This window comes from Neobacillus dielmonensis (genome assembly GCF_000612665.1).
Classification (GTDB): domain Bacteria; phylum Bacillota; class Bacilli; order Bacillales; family Cytobacillaceae; genus Neobacillus; species Neobacillus dielmonensis.
The window spans coordinates 20,072-40,303 of record NZ_HG942080.1 but is presented as its reverse complement, the minus strand read 5'-3'; the positions used below and the strand labels follow the sequence as shown (position 1 = coordinate 40,303).

The following is a 20,232-nucleotide window of genomic DNA, read 5'->3' as shown; positions in this document are numbered from 1 at the left end:
CTCTAAATGCCGGGGCGGGGGAAAAGGAGGGTGAGGGGTCACTAAGAAGTGATCTAAATGCCCGAGCAGGAGAAAAAGGAGGATGAGGGGTCACTAAGAAGTGATCTAAATGCCCGAGCAGGGGGAAAATAAGAAGGAACGGTTACTAAGAAACTTCATCCTCTTTTTATTGAAAAACGAATATTAGTTCGCATATTGTTGGTTTGTTTTTGGGGGAATGTGGTAGAATGTTACTATGATTAAAAATAGACCCCTTTCCAGTACCATCCCGGTCATTAAACAACATTATCATACTGGAAAAATGCCCGTTATAGGGTGGATTTTATAGACGGGAGGAACCATTTGTGATAGATCAATTTGAGTTAGTTTCTAAATACTCACCTCAAGGGGATCAGCCTGAAGCCATTCGGCAATTAGTCGAAGGAGTCAAAAATAACAAGCGATACCAAACCCTGCTCGGTGCAACCGGTACAGGGAAAACATTTACGATTTCTAATGTCATCAAAGAGGTCAACAAACCTACCCTGGTGATTGCCCATAACAAAACATTGGCTGGCCAGCTCTATAGTGAGTTCAAGGAATTCTTCCCAAACAATGCTGTAGAGTATTTTGTCAGCTATTACGATTACTATCAGCCTGAAGCCTATGTTCCGCAGACTGATACGTTCATTGAAAAAGACGCCAGCATTAACGATGAGATTGATAAACTGAGACACTCGGCAACATCATCCTTGTTTGAACGGAAAGATGTCATTATTATCGCCAGCGTGTCCTGCATCTACGGTCTCGGTTCGCCGGAAGAATACCGCGAGATGGTGCTGTCGCTCCGGACTGGAATGGAAGTAGAACGGAACCAGCTGCTCCGCAAATTGGTGGATATCCAATATGAACGAAACGATATCGATTTTAAACGGGGAACGTTCCGGGTCCGCGGTGACGTGGTCGAGATTTTCCCGGTATCCCGCGATGAACACTGCATTCGCGTCGAATTTTTTGGAGATGAAATTGACCGTATCCGCGAAGTGGACGCACTCACTGGAGAAATCATGGGCGAACGGGAACATGTCGCCATCTTCCCGGCATCCCACTTCGTTACCAGAGAAGAAAAGATGAGAAAAGCAATAGAAAATATTGAGCAAGAGTTGGAAGTACGCCTTGCCGAACTGAAGGCACAAGACAAACTGTTAGAGGCGCAGCGGCTTGAACAACGGACCCGCTATGATCTCGAAATGATGCGGGAAATGGGCTTCTGCTCAGGGATTGAGAACTATTCCCGTCACCTGACCCTTCGCCCTGCCGGTTCAACACCTTATACCCTGCTCGACTTCTTTCCGGAAGACTTCCTATTAGTCATTGACGAGTCGCATGTTACCTTGCCGCAAGTTAGAGGAATGTTTAATGGAGACCGAGCCCGTAAACAGGTATTGGTAGACCATGGATTCCGTCTGCCATCAGCCATGGATAACCGGCCGCTGATGTTTGACGAATTTGAAAAGCATATCCACAATGCTATCTTTGTCTCGGCTACTCCAGGACCATTTGAATTGGAACACACACCTGAAATGGTTGAGCAGATTATCCGTCCGACAGGATTGCTTGATCCAATCATTGAGGTTCGGCCAATTGAAGGACAAATCGATGATTTAATCGGAGAAATCCAAGACCGGGTCAACAAGAATGAACGCGTGCTGGTGACGACACTGACAAAGAAAATGTCAGAGGACTTAACCGATTACTTGAAGGAAATCGGCATAAAAGTCCAATATCTACATTCAGAAGTGAAAACGCTGGAGCGGATTGAAATTATTCGGGAACTTCGCCTTGGCAAATATGATGTCCTCGTGGGAATCAACCTGCTCCGGGAAGGCTTGGATATCCCAGAAGTCTCGTTAGTTACGATACTGGATGCCGACAAAGAAGGTTTCCTTCGTTCTGAACGGTCGCTGATCCAAACCATTGGCCGGGCTGCCCGGAATGCCAACGGTAAGGTAATCATGTATGCGGACCGAATGACAGACTCGATGGAAAAAGCCATCAGCGAGACAAAGCGCCGCCGTGAAATTCAGGAGGAATTTAACCGCAAGCACGGAATTACACCACAGACGATTCAGAAAGAAATTCGGGAAGCCATTCGTGCGACTCACGCTGCAGAGGATCAGGAAGAGTATAAACCAACTGCAGCATTTGGCAAAATGAACAAAAAGGAACGGGAAAAATTGATTGCCGATATGGAAAAAGAAATGAAGGCAGCGGCAAAGGATTTGAACTTCGAGCGGGCCGCCGAGCTTCGTGATTTAATTTTGGAATTGAAAGCGGAAGGATGACGTAAACATGGCAATGGAAAAATTAGTTGTTAAAGGCGCCAGGGCCAATAACTTAAAAAATATTGATGTCACCATTCCGAGAGATAAGCTTGTTGTATTAACGGGACTTTCCGGATCCGGAAAGTCCTCGCTCGCGTTTGATACGATTTACGCAGAGGGACAGCGTCGGTATGTGGAATCGTTATCGGCCTATGCCCGGCAGTTTCTCGGCCAAATGGATAAACCGGATGTTGATACCATAGAAGGATTATCACCTGCCATATCGATTGACCAAAAAACCACCAGTAACAACCCGCGGTCAACGGTTGGAACAGTAACGGAAATATATGATTACTTAAGATTATTATTTGCTAGAGTTGGACATCCGACCTGTCCGATCCATAATATTGAAATTTCTTCACAAACCATTGAACAGATGGTGGACCGGATTCTCGATTATCCAGAACGGACGAAGATGCAAATCCTTGCCCCGATTATTTCCGGACGCAAGGGGCAGCATGTAAAAGTTCTCGAAGATATTAAAAAGAAAGGCTTTGTCCGCGTGCGCGTAGACGGGGAAATGCTCGACTTAAGTGAAGACATCGAATTGGACAAAAACAAAAAGCATTCCATTGAAGTAGTTGTCGACCGGATTGTGGTAAAAGAGGGAATCGCTGCACGGATAGCAGACTCTCTTGAAACAGCGCTCGAGCTTGGCGAGGGAAAAGTGATCGTGGATGTTATTGGTCAAGAAGAGCTGATGTTCAGCGAAAACCATGCCTGCCCGATTTGCGGTTTTTCCATTGGGGAACTAGAACCGAGGATGTTTTCGTTCAATAGTCCATTTGGCGCCTGTCCAGAATGCGATGGGCTCGGATCTAAGCTAGAAGTCGATGTTGACTTGGTCATCCCGAACAGGGACCTGACATTAAAGCAACATGCCATTGCCCCTTGGGAGCCGACCAGCTCACAATATTATCCACAGCTGTTAGAGGCTGTCTGCAGCCATTACGGCATTGATATGGATATTCCGGTAAAGGATATACCTGGACATCTACTCGACAAAATCCTATATGGATCCGGTAATGAAAAAATATATTTCCGATATGAAAACGATTTTGGCCAAACCCGTGAAGGTTATATCCAATTTGAAGGTGTTCTGCGTAATGTGGAGAGACGCTTCAAAGAAACCAGCTCCGACTATATCCGGGAACAGATGGAAAAATATATGGCCCAGCAGCCTTGTCCGACCTGTAAAGGCCATCGTTTGAAAAAAGAGAGCCTTGCTGTTCTGATTAACGGTCAGCATATCTCTCTCATAACAGGCCTATCGATTGGAGAAGCCATGCAATTTTTTGATGGTCTTGTACTATCTGAAAAGGAAACGCAGGTTGCTAGATTAATTTTGCGCGAAATCAATGAGCGACTTGGCTTCTTAATTAATGTTGGACTTGATTATTTAACACTTAGCCGGATGGCCGGAACCCTTTCCGGAGGGGAAGCCCAGCGGATTCGTTTGGCCACCCAAATCGGATCCAGGTTGACGGGTGTGTTATACATTTTGGATGAACCATCAATTGGACTGCACCAGCGGGACAATGACCGTTTGATTGAAACCCTGCAAAACATGCGTGATATCGGAAATACCTTAATTGTCGTGGAACACGATGAAGACACGATGCTGGCAGCAGATTATTTGATTGATATCGGGCCAGGCGCCGGGGCCCATGGCGGTGAAGTGATTGCTGCAGGGACACCTGAAGAAGTGATGGCTGATCCAAATTCACTGACTGGCCAGTATCTATCGGGCAGGAAGTTCATTCCGCTGCCTTTGGAACGTAGAAAGCCGGACGGCCGTTATATTGAAATTAAAGGCGCCGCAGAAAATAATCTTAAAAATATCAACGTGAAATTTCCTTTAGGTATGTTCATAGCCGTAACGGGAGTGTCAGGATCCGGAAAAAGTACTTTGATAAATGAAATTCTTCATAAGGCGCTGGCACAGAAGTTAAACAGAGCGAAGATGAAACCGGGGCAGCACAAGAGCATTAAAGGTCTGGAGCAGTTGGAAAAGGTGGTTGATATCGACCAATCACCAATCGGCAGAACGCCGCGTTCCAATCCTGCTACTTATACCGGTGTGTTTGATGATATACGTGATGTGTATGCCGCTACTAATGAGGCTAAGGTCCGCGGCTATAAAAAAGGCCGCTTCAGCTTCAATGTGAAGGGCGGCCGCTGTGAGGCCTGTAAAGGGGACGGGATTATCAAAATCGAAATGCACTTTTTGCCTGATGTTTATGTTCCTTGTGAAGTATGTCATGGAAAGCGTTATAATCGGGAAACGCTAGAGGTTAAATATAAAGGCAAAAATATTTCCGAAGTCCTGGACATGACTGTTGAGGAGGCTTTGAAATTTTTCGAGAATATCCCGAAAATTAGCCGAAAAATCCAAACCCTTTATGATGTGGGTCTTGGCTATATGAAGCTGGGGCAGCCTGCCACTACTCTTTCTGGTGGCGAGGCGCAGCGTGTAAAACTTGCATCGGAACTGCATCGTCGATCCACGGGGAAGACCTTCTATATCTTGGATGAACCAACAACAGGACTTCATGTGGACGATATTTCAAGGCTGTTAGTTGTCCTGCAACGCTTGGTTGAAAATGGCGATACTGTTTTAGTAATTGAGCATAATCTTGATGTGATCAAAACTGCTGACTATATTATTGACCTTGGTCCTGAAGGCGGCGACAAAGGCGGAACAATTGTTGCAACAGGAATCCCTGAAAAAGTGGTAGAAGTACCCGAATCCTATACGGGTAAGTATTTGAAACCAATCCTTGAGCGTGACCGGGAACGAATGAGACATCAAATTGAACAGAAGAGTGCCATTAATGCATAGTAAAAAGAGCTGAATCCTATCGAAGGATATCAGCTCTTTTTATTTTTCGGGCTGGACAACCGTCGAGTATTTTGTAGAATCGCCGTCTTTATTTCCTAAACGACGAAACTTATAAGGCCTCCCAATCGTAAATGTATTAATAAGGGAGATGAGCGAAATGGATAGTAGAAAAGTACTTTCAAGTCTGTGTTATTTTAGTATATTTTTTGCTGGATTTATTTTTCCTTTAGTAGTTTGGCTAGCAAGCGGTGATGAAATCACCAAGCAGCATGCAAAGAAATCCTTGTTATCGCATCTCATTCCACTTTTTTGTGTACCGCTGATCGGTTTGATTTTCATTTTTGAATTTGTCGGCTTGGATAGCGATATTCCGGTGTTTTCCATCATCTCTATGATTGCTCTTGCGATTGTTTCTCTTATAGTAGTCATTTGGAACATTGTGAAAGGCGTAAAGGTACTTATTGCTGAATAGATATACTAAGGAACGAGAACGCAGGGTTATAGATGGTGTCAATAAAGGGAATATACAGTAACGATAAATTTTTAACACTTTGAGGTGGGTATAATGAAAGAGGAACGCAAGCGGATTTTAAAAATGGTCGAAGAGGGAAAACTGTCAGTGGATGAAGCCTTGTCCTTACTAGATGAACTGGAAAAGGAACAGAAAACTATGGAGCAGAAGCAGGAACAAATCATCAATGAGTTATCCACTGCTGTCCATTTCCAGGAATCGAAGAAGGAAGATCCTTTAAATGCCAAGTTTCAATCAACCAAGGAAAAAATCTTTGATTTTGTAGATTCAGCCCTTAAAAAGATTAAAGACATGGATTTTGATTTGAATTTTGGCCAATCAATTGATATTTCTCATATTTTCCAGCATGGGGATGCAGAAATAAGAGACATGGATATTGATGTGGCCAATGGTTCAGTCAAACTTTCTTCTTGGGACCAGCCGGATGTTCGCGTGGAGTGTCAAGCTAAGGTATACCGGGTCGAGTCACAAGAGCAAGCACGGGAAAATTTCTTGCATGATGTGGCTTTTTCACTAGAAAGTGGCAGACTGCGCTTTGCCACCCAGCAAAAATGGATGAAAGTAGATGCCGTTATTTATCTGCCAAAAGCTGATTTTGATAAAACACGTATTAGAGTGTTTAATGGCACTGTTACAGGTAGCGGTCTAAAGGCAAACGAACTGCGGGTCAAAACCGCAAACGGGAAAGTTGTTCTCGAGGACATCAATGGGAAAAAGGCTGAGATTGAAACGGCAAACGGAAAAATTACCGTATCTCGCAGTCAATTTGATGAGTTAGAGGCTGAGACGATTAATGGTGCGATTACGCTGGAAGGGGATTTTAAAAAGACGGAGGCGGTATCGTTTAACGGGGCCATAACCACGGCACTGTCTGGAACCCGCAGTGAATGGGTCCATGCAAAAACGACAACAGGTACAATTGAGTTATCCATTCCGGAAAGCACATCGATTAAAGGAGAGCTTAAGACCAATCTAGGCGGGTTTAACCTCCAACTTGTCGGGGTACAAATTCTTGAGGAAAAAAGCGAAATGGTCCAAAAGTCGTTGCGATTTCAATCAGCCAACCAGACTGATATCGACCTGAAAATTTATGCTGATACAAAAACAGGCTCAATCACAGTAAAAAAGTCAATTCATTAGGAGTTTTAATATGAGATGGTTAATTGGGTGTATCATTAATGCAGTTTTATTTATGGCATTTGCAGGATATTTTCATGAAAGCTTTTACCTGACTGGGTTTTGGGCAGCGTTTCAGGCGAGCATCCTGTTATCCATCTTAAATATTTTGGTGCGCCCGCTGTTAATCGTCTTGACCCTTCCGGCAACCGTTTTGACCATGGGGTTATTCTTATTTGTGATCAATGCGATTACGCTGGAACTGACCGATTATTTTATGGGCGATGCATTCGAAATTTCGGGTTTCGGAATGGCACTGATTTTTTCTGTACTAATGTCATTGGTGAATCTATTCATACAAAAAACATTGCTAGAACCGACCCGATCCTCTAAGCGAAAATAATCCAGGTGTTTGCCACAGGCAGGTGGCAGCACCTTTTTTTGTTTTTGCCGTAAAGGAAAGTATGGTTCTGGGTTAAAAAATGTTAAAATAGGAGGTAAATTGATTGAAAGCAAGAAAACGGCTGATAACCGTTTTAAATGATGGCTCTGTTAAATTTGGCTGTTGATTTCTGCTCCAGTCGCTCGCTTTCCGCGGGCGTGCCGGGGAGCCTCCTCGGTGCTGCCCCCGCAGGAGTCGAGCGCCTTCCGCTCCAATCAACAGAGTTAATAAAATCAACATTATCGTTTAACAGAGCCTAAATGATAAAAGGAGGGGCCCTTTTGCCTAAAGTACGTACCAAAGATATTTTTGAAAAATTTCAACTAGAGTTAATTAGTGGTGAGGAAGGTATCAACCGTCCAATCACCACAAGCGACATATCACGTCCGGGAATTGAAATGGCTGGATATTTTGAATACTATCCCGCCGACCGCATCCAGCTGTTGGGGAAAACGGAATTATCCTTTTTCGCGGGACTGCCCGAACGGGAAAAGCAATCAAGAATGGAAAAATTATGCACCGACATTACCCCGGCTATCATTGTGACGAGAGGGCTGGAGGTGCCGCCCGAGCTCATCGAGGCCTCTGAACAAGAATCCGTTCCTGTTTTAAGGGTGCCGATGAAAACGACTCGTTTTTCGAGCAGGCTGACGAACTTTTTAGAAAGCAAGCTAGCTCCGACCACAGCAGTACACGGTGTTTTGGTGGACGTGTACGGGATTGGCGTGCTGATTACTGGGAAAAGCGGTGTGGGTAAAAGTGAAACGGCATTGGAATTGGTGAAACGCGGCCATCGGCTTGTGGCTGATGACTGTGTTGAAATCCGTCAGGAGGACCAAGACACACTAGTCGGGACCTCACCAGAACTCATTGAGCATCTATTGGAAATCCGCGGGCTGGGGATTATCAATGTCATGACATTGTTTGGTGCAGGTGCCGTCAGAAGCAATAAGCGGATTACTCTTGTCATGAATTTAGAAATATGGGATTCCAAGAAACAGTATGACCGGCTCGGACTTGATGAAGAAACCATGAAAATCATTGATACACAGATTCCTAAGCTGACGGTTCCTGTCCGCCCAGGGCGAAACCTTGCTGTTATCATTGAAGTGGCAGCCATGAACTTCCGCTTAAAAAGAATGGGTGTGAATGCAGCACAGCAATTTACAGACCGGCTTTCGGATGTCATCGAAGACGGCGACCATGATGAGCTATAGATAAAGGGGAGAAACCAAAATGAATGAGAATATCCAACCGCTGAATCCGATTGCCTTTTCGCTGGGGCCGATTGAGGTCCACTGGTATGGCATCATTATTGGCTGCGGCTTGGCACTGGCGCTTTTTTTGGCAATCCGTGAGGAAAAACGGCGCGGGCTGCCAAAAGATACGTTTGCCGATTTGATGTTATGGGCAATACCCATTGCGATTATTTCAGCACGGATTTATTATGTTATTTTTGAATGGGATTACTATCAAGATCATCCTGGTGATATTGTGAAAATATGGAATGGCGGCATCGCCATTCATGGGGCATTGATTGGGTCCGTCATTACGGCTTATGTGTTTAGTAAAATGCGCGGGATTTCTTTCTGGAAACTGGCCGATATTGCCGCACCAAGCATTATTCTTGGACAGGCTATCGGACGTTGGGGAAATTTCATGAACCAGGAAGCACATGGCGGCGAGGTCACTCGTGCATTTTTGGAAAACCTGCACCTGCCTGACTTTATTATCAATCAAATGTATATTGATGGTACCTATTACCACCCTACTTTCCTCTATGAATCACTATGGGATTTTGCCGGGTTTATCCTATTACTCTTGTTACGAAGAGTCAATCTCCGCCGCGGGGAAATTTTTCTGTCCTACCTGATTTGGTACTCGATTGGACGGTGCTATGTTGAAGGACTGCGAACCGATAGTTTAATGCTCGGCAGCCTGAGAATGGCACAAATGATTTCCATTGCCTTGATTGTAGCGGCAGTCATTATAATCATCTATCGCCGGGTGAAGAAAACCTCTAAGGCGCGTTATTTAGATTTGGAAAACTAAGATAGATAGAGAAGGCACATGTTTTATAAGGGAGATAGGAGAAATGCTGTTTGACTCTTTAAAGAGAGGGCTGCTGGTCGGCCTCAAGACTACATGGACATTGGGGAAAATTATTTTTCCTGTCACGATAATTGTGTCGATCCTGCAGTACACACCAGTTTTGCCATGGGTGATTAAACTGATTTCCCCATTAATGAAGCTGATAGGCTTATCCGGAGATGCAGCGATTCCATTGGTGTTGGGCAACTTTTTGAACTTGTATGCTGCGATTGGTGCGATTTTGACGATGGATTTAACCGTAAAAGAAGTGTTCATTTTAGCGGTGATGCTGTCGTTTTCCCACAATTTATTCATTGAATCAGGCGTTGCCATGAGAACGGGAGTCAAACTTTGGATTGTGCTCGTTACCCGGCCGGGCTTGGCGGTTGTTTCCGCTGTCGTCATTAATTTGGTTTGGCATGGCGGCGGAGATACAGCTAAGTATGGGTTCATTGATGGAACTGCGGAACAGGCTTCAGGCTGGATGGGGATTATCCTGCAATCACTAGAAAAAGCTGGCCCGGGCATTCTCCAAATGGCAATGATTGTGATACCGCTAATGATTGTGATTCAAATATTAAAGGATATCAAATGGCTGAACAAATTTTCACGGACGATGGCTCCCATCACCAAATCGCTGGGGATGAAGGAGAACACTTCGACCACGATGGCGGCCGGGCTGCTTTTTGGTCTGGCATACGGAGCTGGTGTCATGATCCAAGCAGTGGAAGAAGAAGGGGTCAGTAAAAAGGACATCACATTGGCTTTCCTATTCCTTATGGCATGCCATGCGGTTGTTGAGGACACGTTAATTTTTGTTCCGTTGGGAATTCCTATTTTGCCGCTGTTTTTAATCCGTCTGAGCGTGGCCATTGTTCTAACTCTTATTGTCGGAACAATCTGGAAACGCACAGGCCTGTTAAATAGAAAGGAAGCAACATATGACTAACAAGATTACCACTTTATTGTTCGATCTGGATGGAACGCTAATTGATACGAATCAGCTGATTATTAACAGCTATCTGCACACACTTAATAAATTTTTCCCTGAGAAGTATACCCAGGCGGATGTACTTCCCTTTATGGGACCAACACTGCATGAAGCATTTAGCAGTATTGACCAAGAACGTGTAGAAGAAATGATTGTGGAATACCGCACCTTCAATATTGCTAACCATGATGCACTAGTGAAGGAATTTCCAGGTGTCTATGAAACAATTAAGAGACTTCATGAAAAAGGGTTTAAGCTGGGTATTGTCACTACAAAACGGCTTGATGTCGCTATGAAAGGGCTAAGGCTAATGAAATTGGATCCGTTTTTTGATGTTGTCATTGCTGAGGATCATGTAACTAGAACCAAGCCAGATCCGGAGCCGATTTACAAAGCGTTAGAGCAGTTAAGTTCGTCCCCTGAAGAGACCTTTATGGTTGGCGATAATTTTCATGATATCCTTAGTGGCAAAAACGCTGGCACAAAAACTGCTGGTGTCGCTTGGGCATTTAAAGGACGGGATTATATCGCAAAATACGAACCAGATTACATCCTAGACCAGATGACAGATTTATTAAAAATTGTCGGGGTGTGAGAAGATGCGAAATACGACCCGCTATCCCGTTCAAGGGGCTAATTCTTTGTGGCATGTTTACAAAACAGTGCCGTTTTGGAAGGTCGTCAAAAATTTTATTGTCATTGAACTGGCCCGGTATACACCATTTTTAGGAATGAAAAATTGGCTATACCGCACCTTTCTGGGAATGGAGGTAGGTAGTCAGACTTCCTTTGCGCTCATGGTTATGCTTGATGTCATGTTTCCGGAAAAAATCAGTGTGGGCCGGAATACGGTCATCGGCTATAATACGACGATTCTGGCCCATGAGTATTTGATTAAGGAATATCGGCTTGGAGAGGTTAAGATTGGCAGCGAAGTGATGATTGGCGCCAACTCTACGATTCTCCCCGGTGTCACCATTGGCGATGGCGCCTTTGTGTCAGCGGGTACCATCGTCCATAAAGATGTTCCTGCCGGAGCATTTGTGGGCGGAAATCCAATGCGGGTCATTTACACGAAAGAACAGCTTGCCGAACGCTGGGCCAATGATCCGATTTATGGAAAAGACAACTAATCAATAAGCCTTGTCATGGTTTGACGGGGCTTTTTTTATAAAACTGGTTAGATTGAAAATCGTGTATTTTCGGACTTTTCCATTGACGTACGGTTTAATAAGGTTTAAACTACTACTATTATCTTTAACTCTCTAATATATTAGCGGACTAAAGCGTTTGAAAAGGAGCGAGCAAGGATGAGTCGCTTGTTTATGTTTGAAAAGCCTTTAGGAATGCGGGATACGCTTCCTAGTTTATATGAGAAAAAGCATCGGGTACGGACACAAATGGCCGACACCATGAGGGAATGGGGCTACGAATTTATTGAAACCCCTACTCTTGAATACTATGAAACAGTAGGAGCCGCATCAGCTATTAACGATGCCCAGCTTTTTAAATTGCTGGATAAAGACGGGCATACGCTTGTATTAAGGCCTGATATGACAGCACCGATCGCCAGGGTCGCTGCTTCTAAACTATTAGATGATAACTTACCAGTCAGATTAGCTTACACAGCCAACGTGTTTCGTGCCCAACAGCGGGAAGGGGGCCGGCCGGCGGAATTTGAACAAATCGGAATTGAATTTATAAACGACCAAACTGTTTCCTGTGATGCGGAAGTCATTGCTCTGTTAATTTCATCGCTCAAACAAGCGGGATTAACTGAATTTCAGGTGTCCATTGGCCACGCAGAATTTGCCCAGGACCTATTCATGCAAATCCTAGGGACAAACGGCAGGGCTACATCGCTAAGGAAATTTTTATATGAAAAAAATTATGTCGGCTATCGTGACCAGGTCAACAGCTTCCAGCTTTCCACTATTGATAAGCAAAGGCTGCTTAAGCTCCTGCAACTAAGAGGGAACGGTGAGGTCATCGGCAATGCTTTAGATATCATTGAAAATGATAAAGGCAAGCAGGCCATCCTCGAATTGCAGGAACTGTGGGAGATTATTAAAGACTATGGCGTTGAGGAACATGTGAAATTTGATCTTTCTATTGTCAGCCATATGAGCTATTATTCTGGAATCTTATATGAAGTTTACGCAGGGAATGTCGGCTTTCCGATTGGCAATGGCGGCCGCTATAGTTTAATAGAGAAGTTTGGAAAAAAAGCCACCGCAACCGGTTTTGCAGTCAGAGTCGATATGCTTCTCGAGGCACTTGGCGGCGGGCTTGTCGAGGACACCACAAACTGTATTCTTTTCAGTCCAGAGCGCCGAAAAGAGGCCTTCGAGTTGGCCCAGAAAAGACATGAACAAGGGATTAAGACCGTGCTTCAGGACATTAACGGCGTAAAGGACCTCGATGCGTTTACCAAGAAGTTTGCTGACACTACTTATCTAATCGGAGGGCGTAAAGATGACTAACGTACTTACGATTGCTATGCCAAAAGGGCGTATTTTTGAAGAAGCCGTTGAACTGCTTCGCCAAGCAGGCTACAAACTGCCACCAGAGTTTGACGATAATCGCAAATTAATTATCGAAGTTCCAGAGGAAGGCCTGCGGTTTATTTTAGCCAAGCCAATGGACGTCGCTACCTACGTAGAACATGGTGTAGCTGATGTTGGAATTGCTGGTAAAGATGTTCTCTTAGAGGAAGAGCGCGATGTTTATGAATTGCTTGATTTAAAAATAAGCAGCTGCTATTTGGCGGTTGCCGGTCTTCCAAATACAAAAATGAATGAGGTTGCACCAAGGGTGGCCACGAAATATCCGAATGTAGCTGAAGCCTATTTCCGGGAGCAAGGCGAACAAGTCGAAATTATTAAGCTAAATGGCTCCATCGAACTTGCCCCATTAATTGGACTATCCGACCGAATCGTCGATATTGTTTCAACAGGAAGGACGCTGAAAGAAAATGGTCTGGTGGAATATGAAAGAATTCAGGATGTGACGTCCAGGCTGATCGTGAATCCTGTCAGCTACCGAATCAAAGATAGAAAGATTGATGAATTAGTCGAACGTCTTCATGAAGTTGTGGAGGTTTTATAGAATGAAAATCCAAAAAGTGACAGACCTAGTTTCGTTAAAACGGTCCATTGAGGCGGGAACCTCAGAGCAGCAAATGGTGGTAAAAGAGATTATTGCGGATGTGCGGGCCCGTGGAAATGAAGCATTAAGGGAATACACCGAAAAGTTTGACCGGATTCGATTGGATAATTTTTCTGTAGCAGAAACGGACATCGAGGAAGCCTATCGTCAAGTGGATGACGATTTAGTGGCTGTAATTCGGGAAGCTGCGGAAAATATCCGTAAGTATCATGAAAAGCAGTTGCGGCCATCTTGGATGACAACTGAAGAAAATGGTACCATTCTTGGTCAAAAGATTACTCCATTGGATTCGGTAGGGGTATATGTGCCAGGAGGAACGGCCGCCTATCCTTCATCAGTGCTGATGAACGTTGTTCCAGCAAAAGTGGCAGGGGTAGAACGGATCGTGATGGTTTCGCCTCCAGATGAAAATGGCAAACTTCCTGCTGCTGTGCTCGTCGCAGCAAAGGAAGCCGGGGTAAAAGAAATTTATAAAGCGGGCGGCGCACAAGCAATTGCGGCACTTGCTTACGGAACGCAAACCATACAACCCGTTGATAAAATTACTGGACCTGGCAATATTTTTGTCGCACTGGCTAAGCGGGAAGTTTATGGTGATGTTGATATTGACATGATTGCCGGACCGAGTGAAATTGCTGTATTGGCTGATGACTCGGCGCGTGCCGACGAAGTGGCAGCGGACCTGTTGTCACAGGCTGAGCATGACCCAAGAGCTTGCAGTGTACTGGTTACACCGTCAGAGCAGTTGGCTGAACAAGTGGCAGCCGAGGTGGAAAAACAGCTTGCCACATTGCCGCGGCGGGAAATTGCTGCTCGGTCGATTGCTGATTACGGTGCAATTTACATAACTACAGATATGGAAGAGGCCGTGGCAGCGGTGAACCAATTAGCTCCAGAGCATCTCGAAATCCAGTGTGAGAATGCCATTGGCATGTTGGGTAAAATCCGCCATGCTGGAGCAATTTTTATCGGCCGTTATAGTTCTGAGCCGGTTGGTGATTATTTTGCCGGTCCGAACCACGTGCTGCCGACAAATGGCACCGCCCGGTTCTCAAGTCCGCTGAATGTGGATGATTTTCAAAAAAAATCGAGCGTGATTATCTATAGCGAAACAGCTTTAAAAACAAATGCTTCAAAAATTGCCACTTTTGCCCGCAATGAAGGCCTGGAAGCACACGCTAGGGCAGTAGAAATTAGGGTTAAGAACGACAATGAGAATGATTTATAGAAAAAAAACCAGCAAAAAAACTTTCCATTTGCGAATTTATCGGTTTTATTTGCGAATAAGGCCAGTTTATTTGCGAATTTTCCAGTGATAATTGCGAATTTGGTGATTTTATTTGCGAATTGCAAATCCGCTCCAAAAAATAAACAGGAGGCAGACCTCATGACAAGAACGGCAAGTATTGAAAGAAAAACAAACGAAACCAACATACAATTAAAATTTGACATTGATGGCGAAGGACAATCTAACCTCCAAACTGGTGTGCCATTCATGACGCATATGCTCGATTTATTTACTAAGCATGGTCAATTCAATCTGACAGTGGATGCAAAAGGTGACACGGATGTAGATGATCACCACACTACCGAAGATATCGGCATTTGTTTGGGACAAGTACTTCGTGAAGCTCTCGGCGATAAGCGGGGAATTAAACGGTATGGAAATGCATTTGTACCGATGGATGAGGCACTCGCACAGGTGGTTGTAGACCTGAGTAACCGGCCGCACTTCGAAATGCGCGGCGAGTTCCCGCAGCAAAAGGTCGGAACCTTCGACACAGAGCTAGTTCATGAATTTCTTTGGAAGCTCGCACTCGAGGCTCGGATGAACCTTCACGTCATTGTTCATTACGGGAAAAATACCCATCACATGATTGAGGCTGTGTTTAAAGCCTTGGGCCGTGCACTTGATGAGGCAACTATGATCGACCCGCGCGTCAAGGGTGTACCATCCACAAAGGGTATGTTGTAAACCAAACGAACAAATAGGGGGTGACAGACACCATGATCGGGATCGTTGACTATGGAATGGGAAATCTGTTTAGTGTCAGCAAGGCATTGGAACGATTAGGTGCCGGCTATTTTATCTCAGACGAGGAAGACAAACTGCTCAGCGCGGATGCGTTAATTCTTCCTGGAGTAGGGGCATTTCGTGATGCAATGGAGCGGCTTCCGGCGGACACGGTTAAAAAGTTTGCTCTTACGGGTAAGCCGTTGCTCGGAATCTGCCTCGGCATGCAGCTGTTGTTTGAAACGAGCGATGAAAACGGCCTGACAGAAGGCCTTGGCCTTCTTCCAGGACATGTCCGCCGTTTTCCAGGGAAAACGACAACTGGAGAAACTTATAAGGTGCCGCATATGGGCTGGAACCGCCTTGAATTCGTAAAGCCGTCACCGCTTATAGAAAATTTGGTAGAGGACTATGTGTATTTTGTCCATTCCTATTTTGTAGATGCCGATCAAACCGACGTTCTGTTGGCAAAAGCCGATTATCATGAACAGGTTTCGGCGGTTGTCGGACGAGACAATATTTACGGGATGCAGTTCCATCCGGAAAAAAGCAGCCGGCTTGGAATGGCATTGCTTGGAAATTTTTTAAAACTGGCCGAAGAAAGGAAAGCAGTTCGATGAGTATAACAATCTATCCAGCAATTGATATGCGCGGCGGAAAGTGCGTCCGCCTTCTCCAAGGAGATTATGACCAGGAAACAGTTTACGGTGATTCCCCGTTTGATATGGCCAAAACGTTTGCGGCCGAAGGTGCTGAGTGGATTCATATGGTCGACCTGGATGGGGCCAAGGACGGCAAACGGGTCAATGACCGGTTTGTGACCCAAGCTGCCCAACAGCTGGCAGGCGTGAGAATACAAATCGGTGGTGGAATTCGGTCAGAGGAGGATATTCTCCATTATCTTGAGAGTGGCGTTAATCGGGTCATTATCGGCAGTATTGCTGTCTCAAAACCTGACTTTGCGATCGAGATGATTAAAAAATATGGCAATAAGATTGCGGTGGGAATTGACGCTAAAAATGGCTACGTGGCTACCCACGGCTGGCTGGATACATCAAAGGTAAAAGCGGTGGAACTCGGTAAGCGTTTTGCAGATGCAGGGGCAGACGCATTTATTTTTACCGATATTGCTACAGATGGTATGCTTTCAGGACCGAATATTGCAGCGGTAAGCGAAATGGCAGAGGTGACCGGAAAATATGTCATAGCCTCCGGCGGGGTTAGCAGTTTAGCAGACTTGAAGGCACTTGCTGATGCAAACATTCCAGGTGCGATTGTCGGCAAAGCCCTCTATGAAAATCGCTTTACCTTGAAGCAGGCATTGGAAGAGGTGGGGGCATAATGGCGCTAACCAAACGAATTATTCCCTGCCTTGACGTCAAAGACGGCCGCGTCGTAAAAGGAATTCAATTTGTTCAGTTGCGTGATGCGGGCGATCCTGTGGAGCTGGCACGTGTTTATGATGAACAAGGTGCCGATGAACTGGTATTCTTGGATATCTCTGCTTCGGTTGAAGGGCGAAAAACAATGGTAGAGGTCGTCAAATCTGTTGCCTCCCAGCTGGCCATTCCTTTTACGGTTGGCGGCGGCATTAATTCCCTTGAGGACATGAAAAAAATTCTCCGGGCTGGTGCCGATAAGGTGTCGCTAAACACGGCAGCCGTTAACAATCCTGAATTAATCAGGGAAGGTGCTAGTTTTTTCGGTTCACAGTGCATTGTGCTGGCCATTGATGCAAAGTTTGACCCGGAAATCGGAACATGGCGTGTCTATACTCATGGCGGCAGAACACCAACCGACAAAAAAGTGATAGAATGGGCAAAAGAAGGTATGGAGCTGGGAGCGGGGGAAATTCTCCTGACCAGCATGGACAGCGACGGGGAGAAAAACGGGTTTGATATAGAGCTGACAAAGGCCGTCAGTAAAGCCGTTTCAATTCCTGTGATTGCGTCCGGAGGTGCCGGGAATGCGGAACATTTCGCGGATGCCTTTATCCTAGGAAAAGCAGATGCCGCTTTAGCCGCGTCGATTTTCCATTATAAAGAAACCTCTGTAGAGGAAGTAAAAAGCTATTTACGCAAAAAGGAAGTGACCGTCCGATGAATCCGGACACTATTAAATTTGATGAAAAGGGTTTAGTCCCAGCGATTATTCAAGATGTAGAAACATTAGAAGTCTTAACACTTGCTTATATGAATAAAGAATCTTTACAAAAAACGCTCGAAACAGGGGAAACTTGGTTCTACAGCCGCTCCCGCCAAGAGCTTTGGCATAAAGGTGAAACCAGCGGCAATACGCAGCAAGTTGTGAGCATCAACTATGATTGTGACCAGGATGCCTTGCTTGTGAAAGTGAATCCGAAAGGTCCAGCATGCCATACTGGAGCTGTCAGCTGTTTTTCACAGGAAGTGACCGAAAGAAAATCAAGTTTGGGGGATTATCAAATTCTGCAAACCCTTGAACAGGTGATCATTGATCGAGAACGCCAGCGTCCTGAAGGAGCTTATACAACTTATCTGTTTGAAAAAGGCGTCGATAAGATTTTGAAAAAAGTAGGCGAGGAATCAGCAGAAGTGATTATTGCGGCCAAGAACCGCAGTCATGAAGAGCTAAGATGGGAAGCGGCAGATCTGCTTTATCACCTTCAAGTATTATTGGTGGAACAAGGCCTTCCATTTAAAACCGTACTCCAAACTTTAGAAGAACGCCATAACACAAAAGACCAGTCCTAATGGGGCTGGTTTTTTTATGGGGCTAAAAGGGAAGCGCCAGTAAAAAAGGTGGCATGGTTGGTAAGGGTGGGCAACTCGCCGGTAATACGGGAAAAAAAGCCGATAAATTTGTGAACTTTGCCGGTAAACTGGTCGGAATCGCCGGTAAATAAAATACTGTATTGTATAAAGAACAATTAATAAGAAAAATGGTAATAAAAAGTACATCCAACCTAAGAAGAATAGAAAACTATGGCTTGCCAGGACCAGGCCTTGCTTATAGACCCTAATTGCTAATTTTTCCATCCTAGCCAACTCTAATTCCTTCTCGTACGGGCACTTCTTGTGTTATACTACATAGGTTATTAATGGTTAGTGGAGGACTTCATGGGTAAAAACGCAAAAGCAGTTCATAACGGAAAAATACTTTCATTTGTGCCTACAGGTGAATATTATTTTAAAAAGGGAATAAAGGCATACCATCGGCGTGATTTCCAAAAGGCAAAGAAATACCTTGGCCGGGCAATGCAGCTTGAGCCAGGAGAACCGATGATTGCCTGCCAGTTAGCAATTGTCTCAACAGAACTTGGCGAATTTGAACATTCCAACCGTCTTCTGCATGTCATCCTTGAAGATCTTGATCCTGGACTAGTAGAATGCCACTACTTCTTAGCAAACAACTATGCCCACTTGGGGTATTTTAAAGATGCTTATCACCATGCTCAGCTATACTTGCAAATGGATCCGGATGGGGATTTTGCGGATGATGCTGAGGAGTTACTGGAGCTGCTCATGTTGGAATCGGAAGATCTTGAAGAAGAATACTACGAGCAGGACGACCTTATTACCATGCAGGAGCAGGCCCGCGAACTACTCGAATCTGGCTATTTTAGCAAAGCTATCGAGCTATTAAAGGACGTCATTAAAGAATATCCGGAATATTGGTCAGCTTACAACAATTTGGCTCTTGCCTATTTTTACTTAGGGAAAGCTGAAAAAGCAGATGACATTCTTAATCAAGTTCTGAAGCTGAATCCGGGCAACCTTCATGCACTCTGCAACAAAATGGTATTTGCCCATTATCAAAATCAGCATAACTATGTATCAGAAATGCTAGAACCTTTGAAAAAAGTTCAGCCGCTGAATAGTGAGCATCAGTATAAATTAGGAACAACCTTTGCCCTTGTCGGCGAATATGAAGTTGCTTACTTTTGGTTGAAGAAATTATATAAAAGTAACTTTGATGCCGATGCTCCCTTTTATTATTGGCTTTCTTACGCAGCCTATTACACAGGTCATAAAAATTTTGCGAAAAATATATGGAAACTGTTGCTTGAACTAAATCCGGATAAAGAAGGACAAGAGCCGTGGAATGAAAAAGTCGAATCGGCCAACGGGTTTGAGGATTTAACCGGTTCCATCTATCAAAAATTAGAAAGTGACTATGTGGAGGAACGCTTGTTTGCTTTGTTCCTAACCACTGTGTCGAATAATAAAGACGATATCATCACATCTAAACGGCTTAGTCAAAATCAGAAACTTACTCACTTGGAAAAAGAGTATATTTCACTGATACGGTCAGGTAAACAATCGGTAACAGCTGATGCCCAGGCTGTGGCAGAGTTATTTTACGAAAACCATCAGCCGATCGGGGCGGTAGAGTCTGGCTTGTATTTAATGTGGTTTTCTGTGTTTGTTGAAGGGTTTAAAGCAGATATAAAACTATCCAATAAGCAGGCATGGGCCGGTGCTGTGGAATATGTATGGCATCGCCTGCGAAGTGAAAAGGTATCGCAGCAAGAATTGGCCAATCGTTACGGAATATCAACAGCTACAATTGGAAAATATGTTAAACTGGTAAATGAATTATTAGACTAATGTTGACCAAGTGCGTACGCTTTCTTTTGAGCACTTTGTTGGACTATAAATGGATTGTTTAATACGATTAAGTAGGGAATACTA

Annotated in this window: 19 protein-coding genes; all 19 read left to right on the top strand. The window is 44.6% G+C overall.

Going from position 1 to position 20,232, the window contains the following annotated elements; genetic code table 11:
• The first annotated feature begins 344 nt into the window (after positions 1 to 344).
• Positions 345 to 2,324, top strand: coding sequence for an excinuclease ABC subunit UvrB (gene uvrB, locus BN2425_RS19365; protein ID WP_042462969.1), 1,980 nt, complete (start codon positions 345 to 347; stop codon positions 2,322 to 2,324).
• A 7-nt stretch (positions 2,325 to 2,331) separates the two neighbouring features.
• Positions 2,332 to 5,205, top strand: coding sequence for an excinuclease ABC subunit UvrA (uvrA, locus tag BN2425_RS19360; protein ID WP_042462966.1), 2,874 nt, complete (start codon positions 2,332 to 2,334; stop codon positions 5,203 to 5,205).
• Between the two features lie 157 nt (positions 5,206 to 5,362).
• Positions 5,363 to 5,677: a DUF4870 domain-containing protein gene (locus BN2425_RS19355; RefSeq protein ID WP_042462963.1), complete on the top strand. Its 315-nt coding sequence runs from the start codon at positions 5,363 to 5,365 to the stop codon at positions 5,675 to 5,677.
• A gap of 93 nt (positions 5,678 to 5,770) precedes the next feature.
• A complete protein-coding gene (locus BN2425_RS19350) occupies positions 5,771 to 6,877 on the top strand; it encodes a DUF4097 family beta strand repeat-containing protein (RefSeq protein WP_042462959.1) in 1,107 nt (368 codons plus the stop codon).
• A gap of 10 nt (positions 6,878 to 6,887) precedes the next feature.
• A complete protein-coding gene (locus BN2425_RS19345) occupies positions 6,888 to 7,256 on the top strand; it encodes a phage holin family protein (protein ID WP_042462956.1) in 369 nt (122 codons plus the stop codon).
• 320 nt (positions 7,257 to 7,576) lie between these two features.
• Positions 7,577 to 8,512: an HPr(Ser) kinase/phosphatase gene (gene hprK, locus BN2425_RS19340; RefSeq protein ID WP_042462953.1), complete on the top strand. Its 936-nt coding sequence runs from the start codon at positions 7,577 to 7,579 to the stop codon at positions 8,510 to 8,512.
• A gap of 19 nt (positions 8,513 to 8,531) precedes the next feature.
• The gene (gene lgt / locus BN2425_RS19335; protein ID WP_042462951.1) at positions 8,532 to 9,347 is read left to right on the top strand and encodes a prolipoprotein diacylglyceryl transferase; all 816 of its coding nucleotides are present in this window, start codon (positions 8,532 to 8,534) and stop codon (positions 9,345 to 9,347) included.
• A gap of 43 nt (positions 9,348 to 9,390) precedes the next feature.
• Positions 9,391 to 10,335 carry a nucleoside recognition domain-containing protein gene (locus BN2425_RS19330; RefSeq protein ID WP_042462948.1) on the top strand — a complete coding sequence of 315 codons (945 nt, stop codon included), beginning with the start codon at positions 9,391 to 9,393 and terminating at the stop codon, positions 10,333 to 10,335.
• Positions 10,328 to 10,972 carry a pyrophosphatase PpaX gene (ppaX, locus tag BN2425_RS19325; RefSeq protein ID WP_042462945.1) on the top strand — a complete coding sequence of 215 codons (645 nt, stop codon included), beginning with the start codon at positions 10,328 to 10,330 and terminating at the stop codon, positions 10,970 to 10,972. The genes BN2425_RS19330 and ppaX overlap by 8 nt, the downstream gene beginning before the upstream one ends.
• Positions 10,973 to 10,976: 4 nt before the next feature.
• On the top strand, positions 10,977 to 11,510 hold the full coding sequence (locus BN2425_RS19320; RefSeq protein WP_042462943.1) for an acyltransferase: 534 nt from the start codon (positions 10,977 to 10,979) through the stop codon (positions 11,508 to 11,510).
• Between the two features lie 177 nt (positions 11,511 to 11,687).
• Positions 11,688 to 12,860: an ATP phosphoribosyltransferase regulatory subunit gene (locus BN2425_RS19315; protein WP_042462941.1), complete on the top strand. Its 1,173-nt coding sequence runs from the start codon at positions 11,688 to 11,690 to the stop codon at positions 12,858 to 12,860.
• Positions 12,853 to 13,485, top strand: coding sequence for an ATP phosphoribosyltransferase (hisG, locus tag BN2425_RS19310; protein ID WP_042462938.1), 633 nt, complete (start codon positions 12,853 to 12,855; stop codon positions 13,483 to 13,485). Before BN2425_RS19315 ends, hisG begins: the two co-directional genes overlap by 8 nt.
• 1 nt (position 13,486) lies before the next feature.
• A complete protein-coding gene (hisD, locus tag BN2425_RS19305) occupies positions 13,487 to 14,773 on the top strand; it encodes a histidinol dehydrogenase (protein ID WP_042462936.1) in 1,287 nt (428 codons plus the stop codon).
• A gap of 159 nt (positions 14,774 to 14,932) precedes the next feature.
• Complete coding sequence (hisB, locus tag BN2425_RS19300; RefSeq protein ID WP_042462934.1) at positions 14,933 to 15,520, top strand: imidazoleglycerol-phosphate dehydratase HisB; 588 nt, start codon at positions 14,933 to 14,935, stop codon at positions 15,518 to 15,520.
• 32 nt (positions 15,521 to 15,552) lie between these two features.
• On the top strand, positions 15,553 to 16,179 hold the full coding sequence (hisH, locus tag BN2425_RS19295) for an imidazole glycerol phosphate synthase subunit HisH (protein ID WP_042462933.1): 627 nt from the start codon (positions 15,553 to 15,555) through the stop codon (positions 16,177 to 16,179).
• On the top strand, positions 16,176 to 16,901 hold the full coding sequence (gene hisA, locus BN2425_RS19290) for a 1-(5-phosphoribosyl)-5-[(5-phosphoribosylamino)methylideneamino]imidazole-4-carboxamide isomerase (protein ID WP_042462931.1): 726 nt from the start codon (positions 16,176 to 16,178) through the stop codon (positions 16,899 to 16,901). The genes hisH and hisA overlap by 4 nt, the downstream gene beginning before the upstream one ends.
• Entirely contained in the window at positions 16,901 to 17,662 is a 762-nt protein-coding gene (gene hisF / locus BN2425_RS19285) for an imidazole glycerol phosphate synthase subunit HisF (RefSeq protein WP_042462929.1), read from the top strand. The genes hisA and hisF overlap by 1 nt, the downstream gene beginning before the upstream one ends.
• Entirely contained in the window at positions 17,659 to 18,291 is a 633-nt protein-coding gene (gene hisIE / locus BN2425_RS19280; RefSeq protein WP_042462927.1) for a bifunctional phosphoribosyl-AMP cyclohydrolase/phosphoribosyl-ATP diphosphatase HisIE, read from the top strand. Before hisF ends, hisIE begins: the two co-directional genes overlap by 4 nt.
• A gap of 366 nt (positions 18,292 to 18,657) precedes the next feature.
• Positions 18,658 to 20,148 carry a tetratricopeptide repeat protein gene (locus BN2425_RS19275; RefSeq protein WP_042462924.1) on the top strand — a complete coding sequence of 497 codons (1,491 nt, stop codon included), beginning with the start codon at positions 18,658 to 18,660 and terminating at the stop codon, positions 20,146 to 20,148.
• Positions 20,149 to 20,232 lie beyond the last annotated feature (84 nt).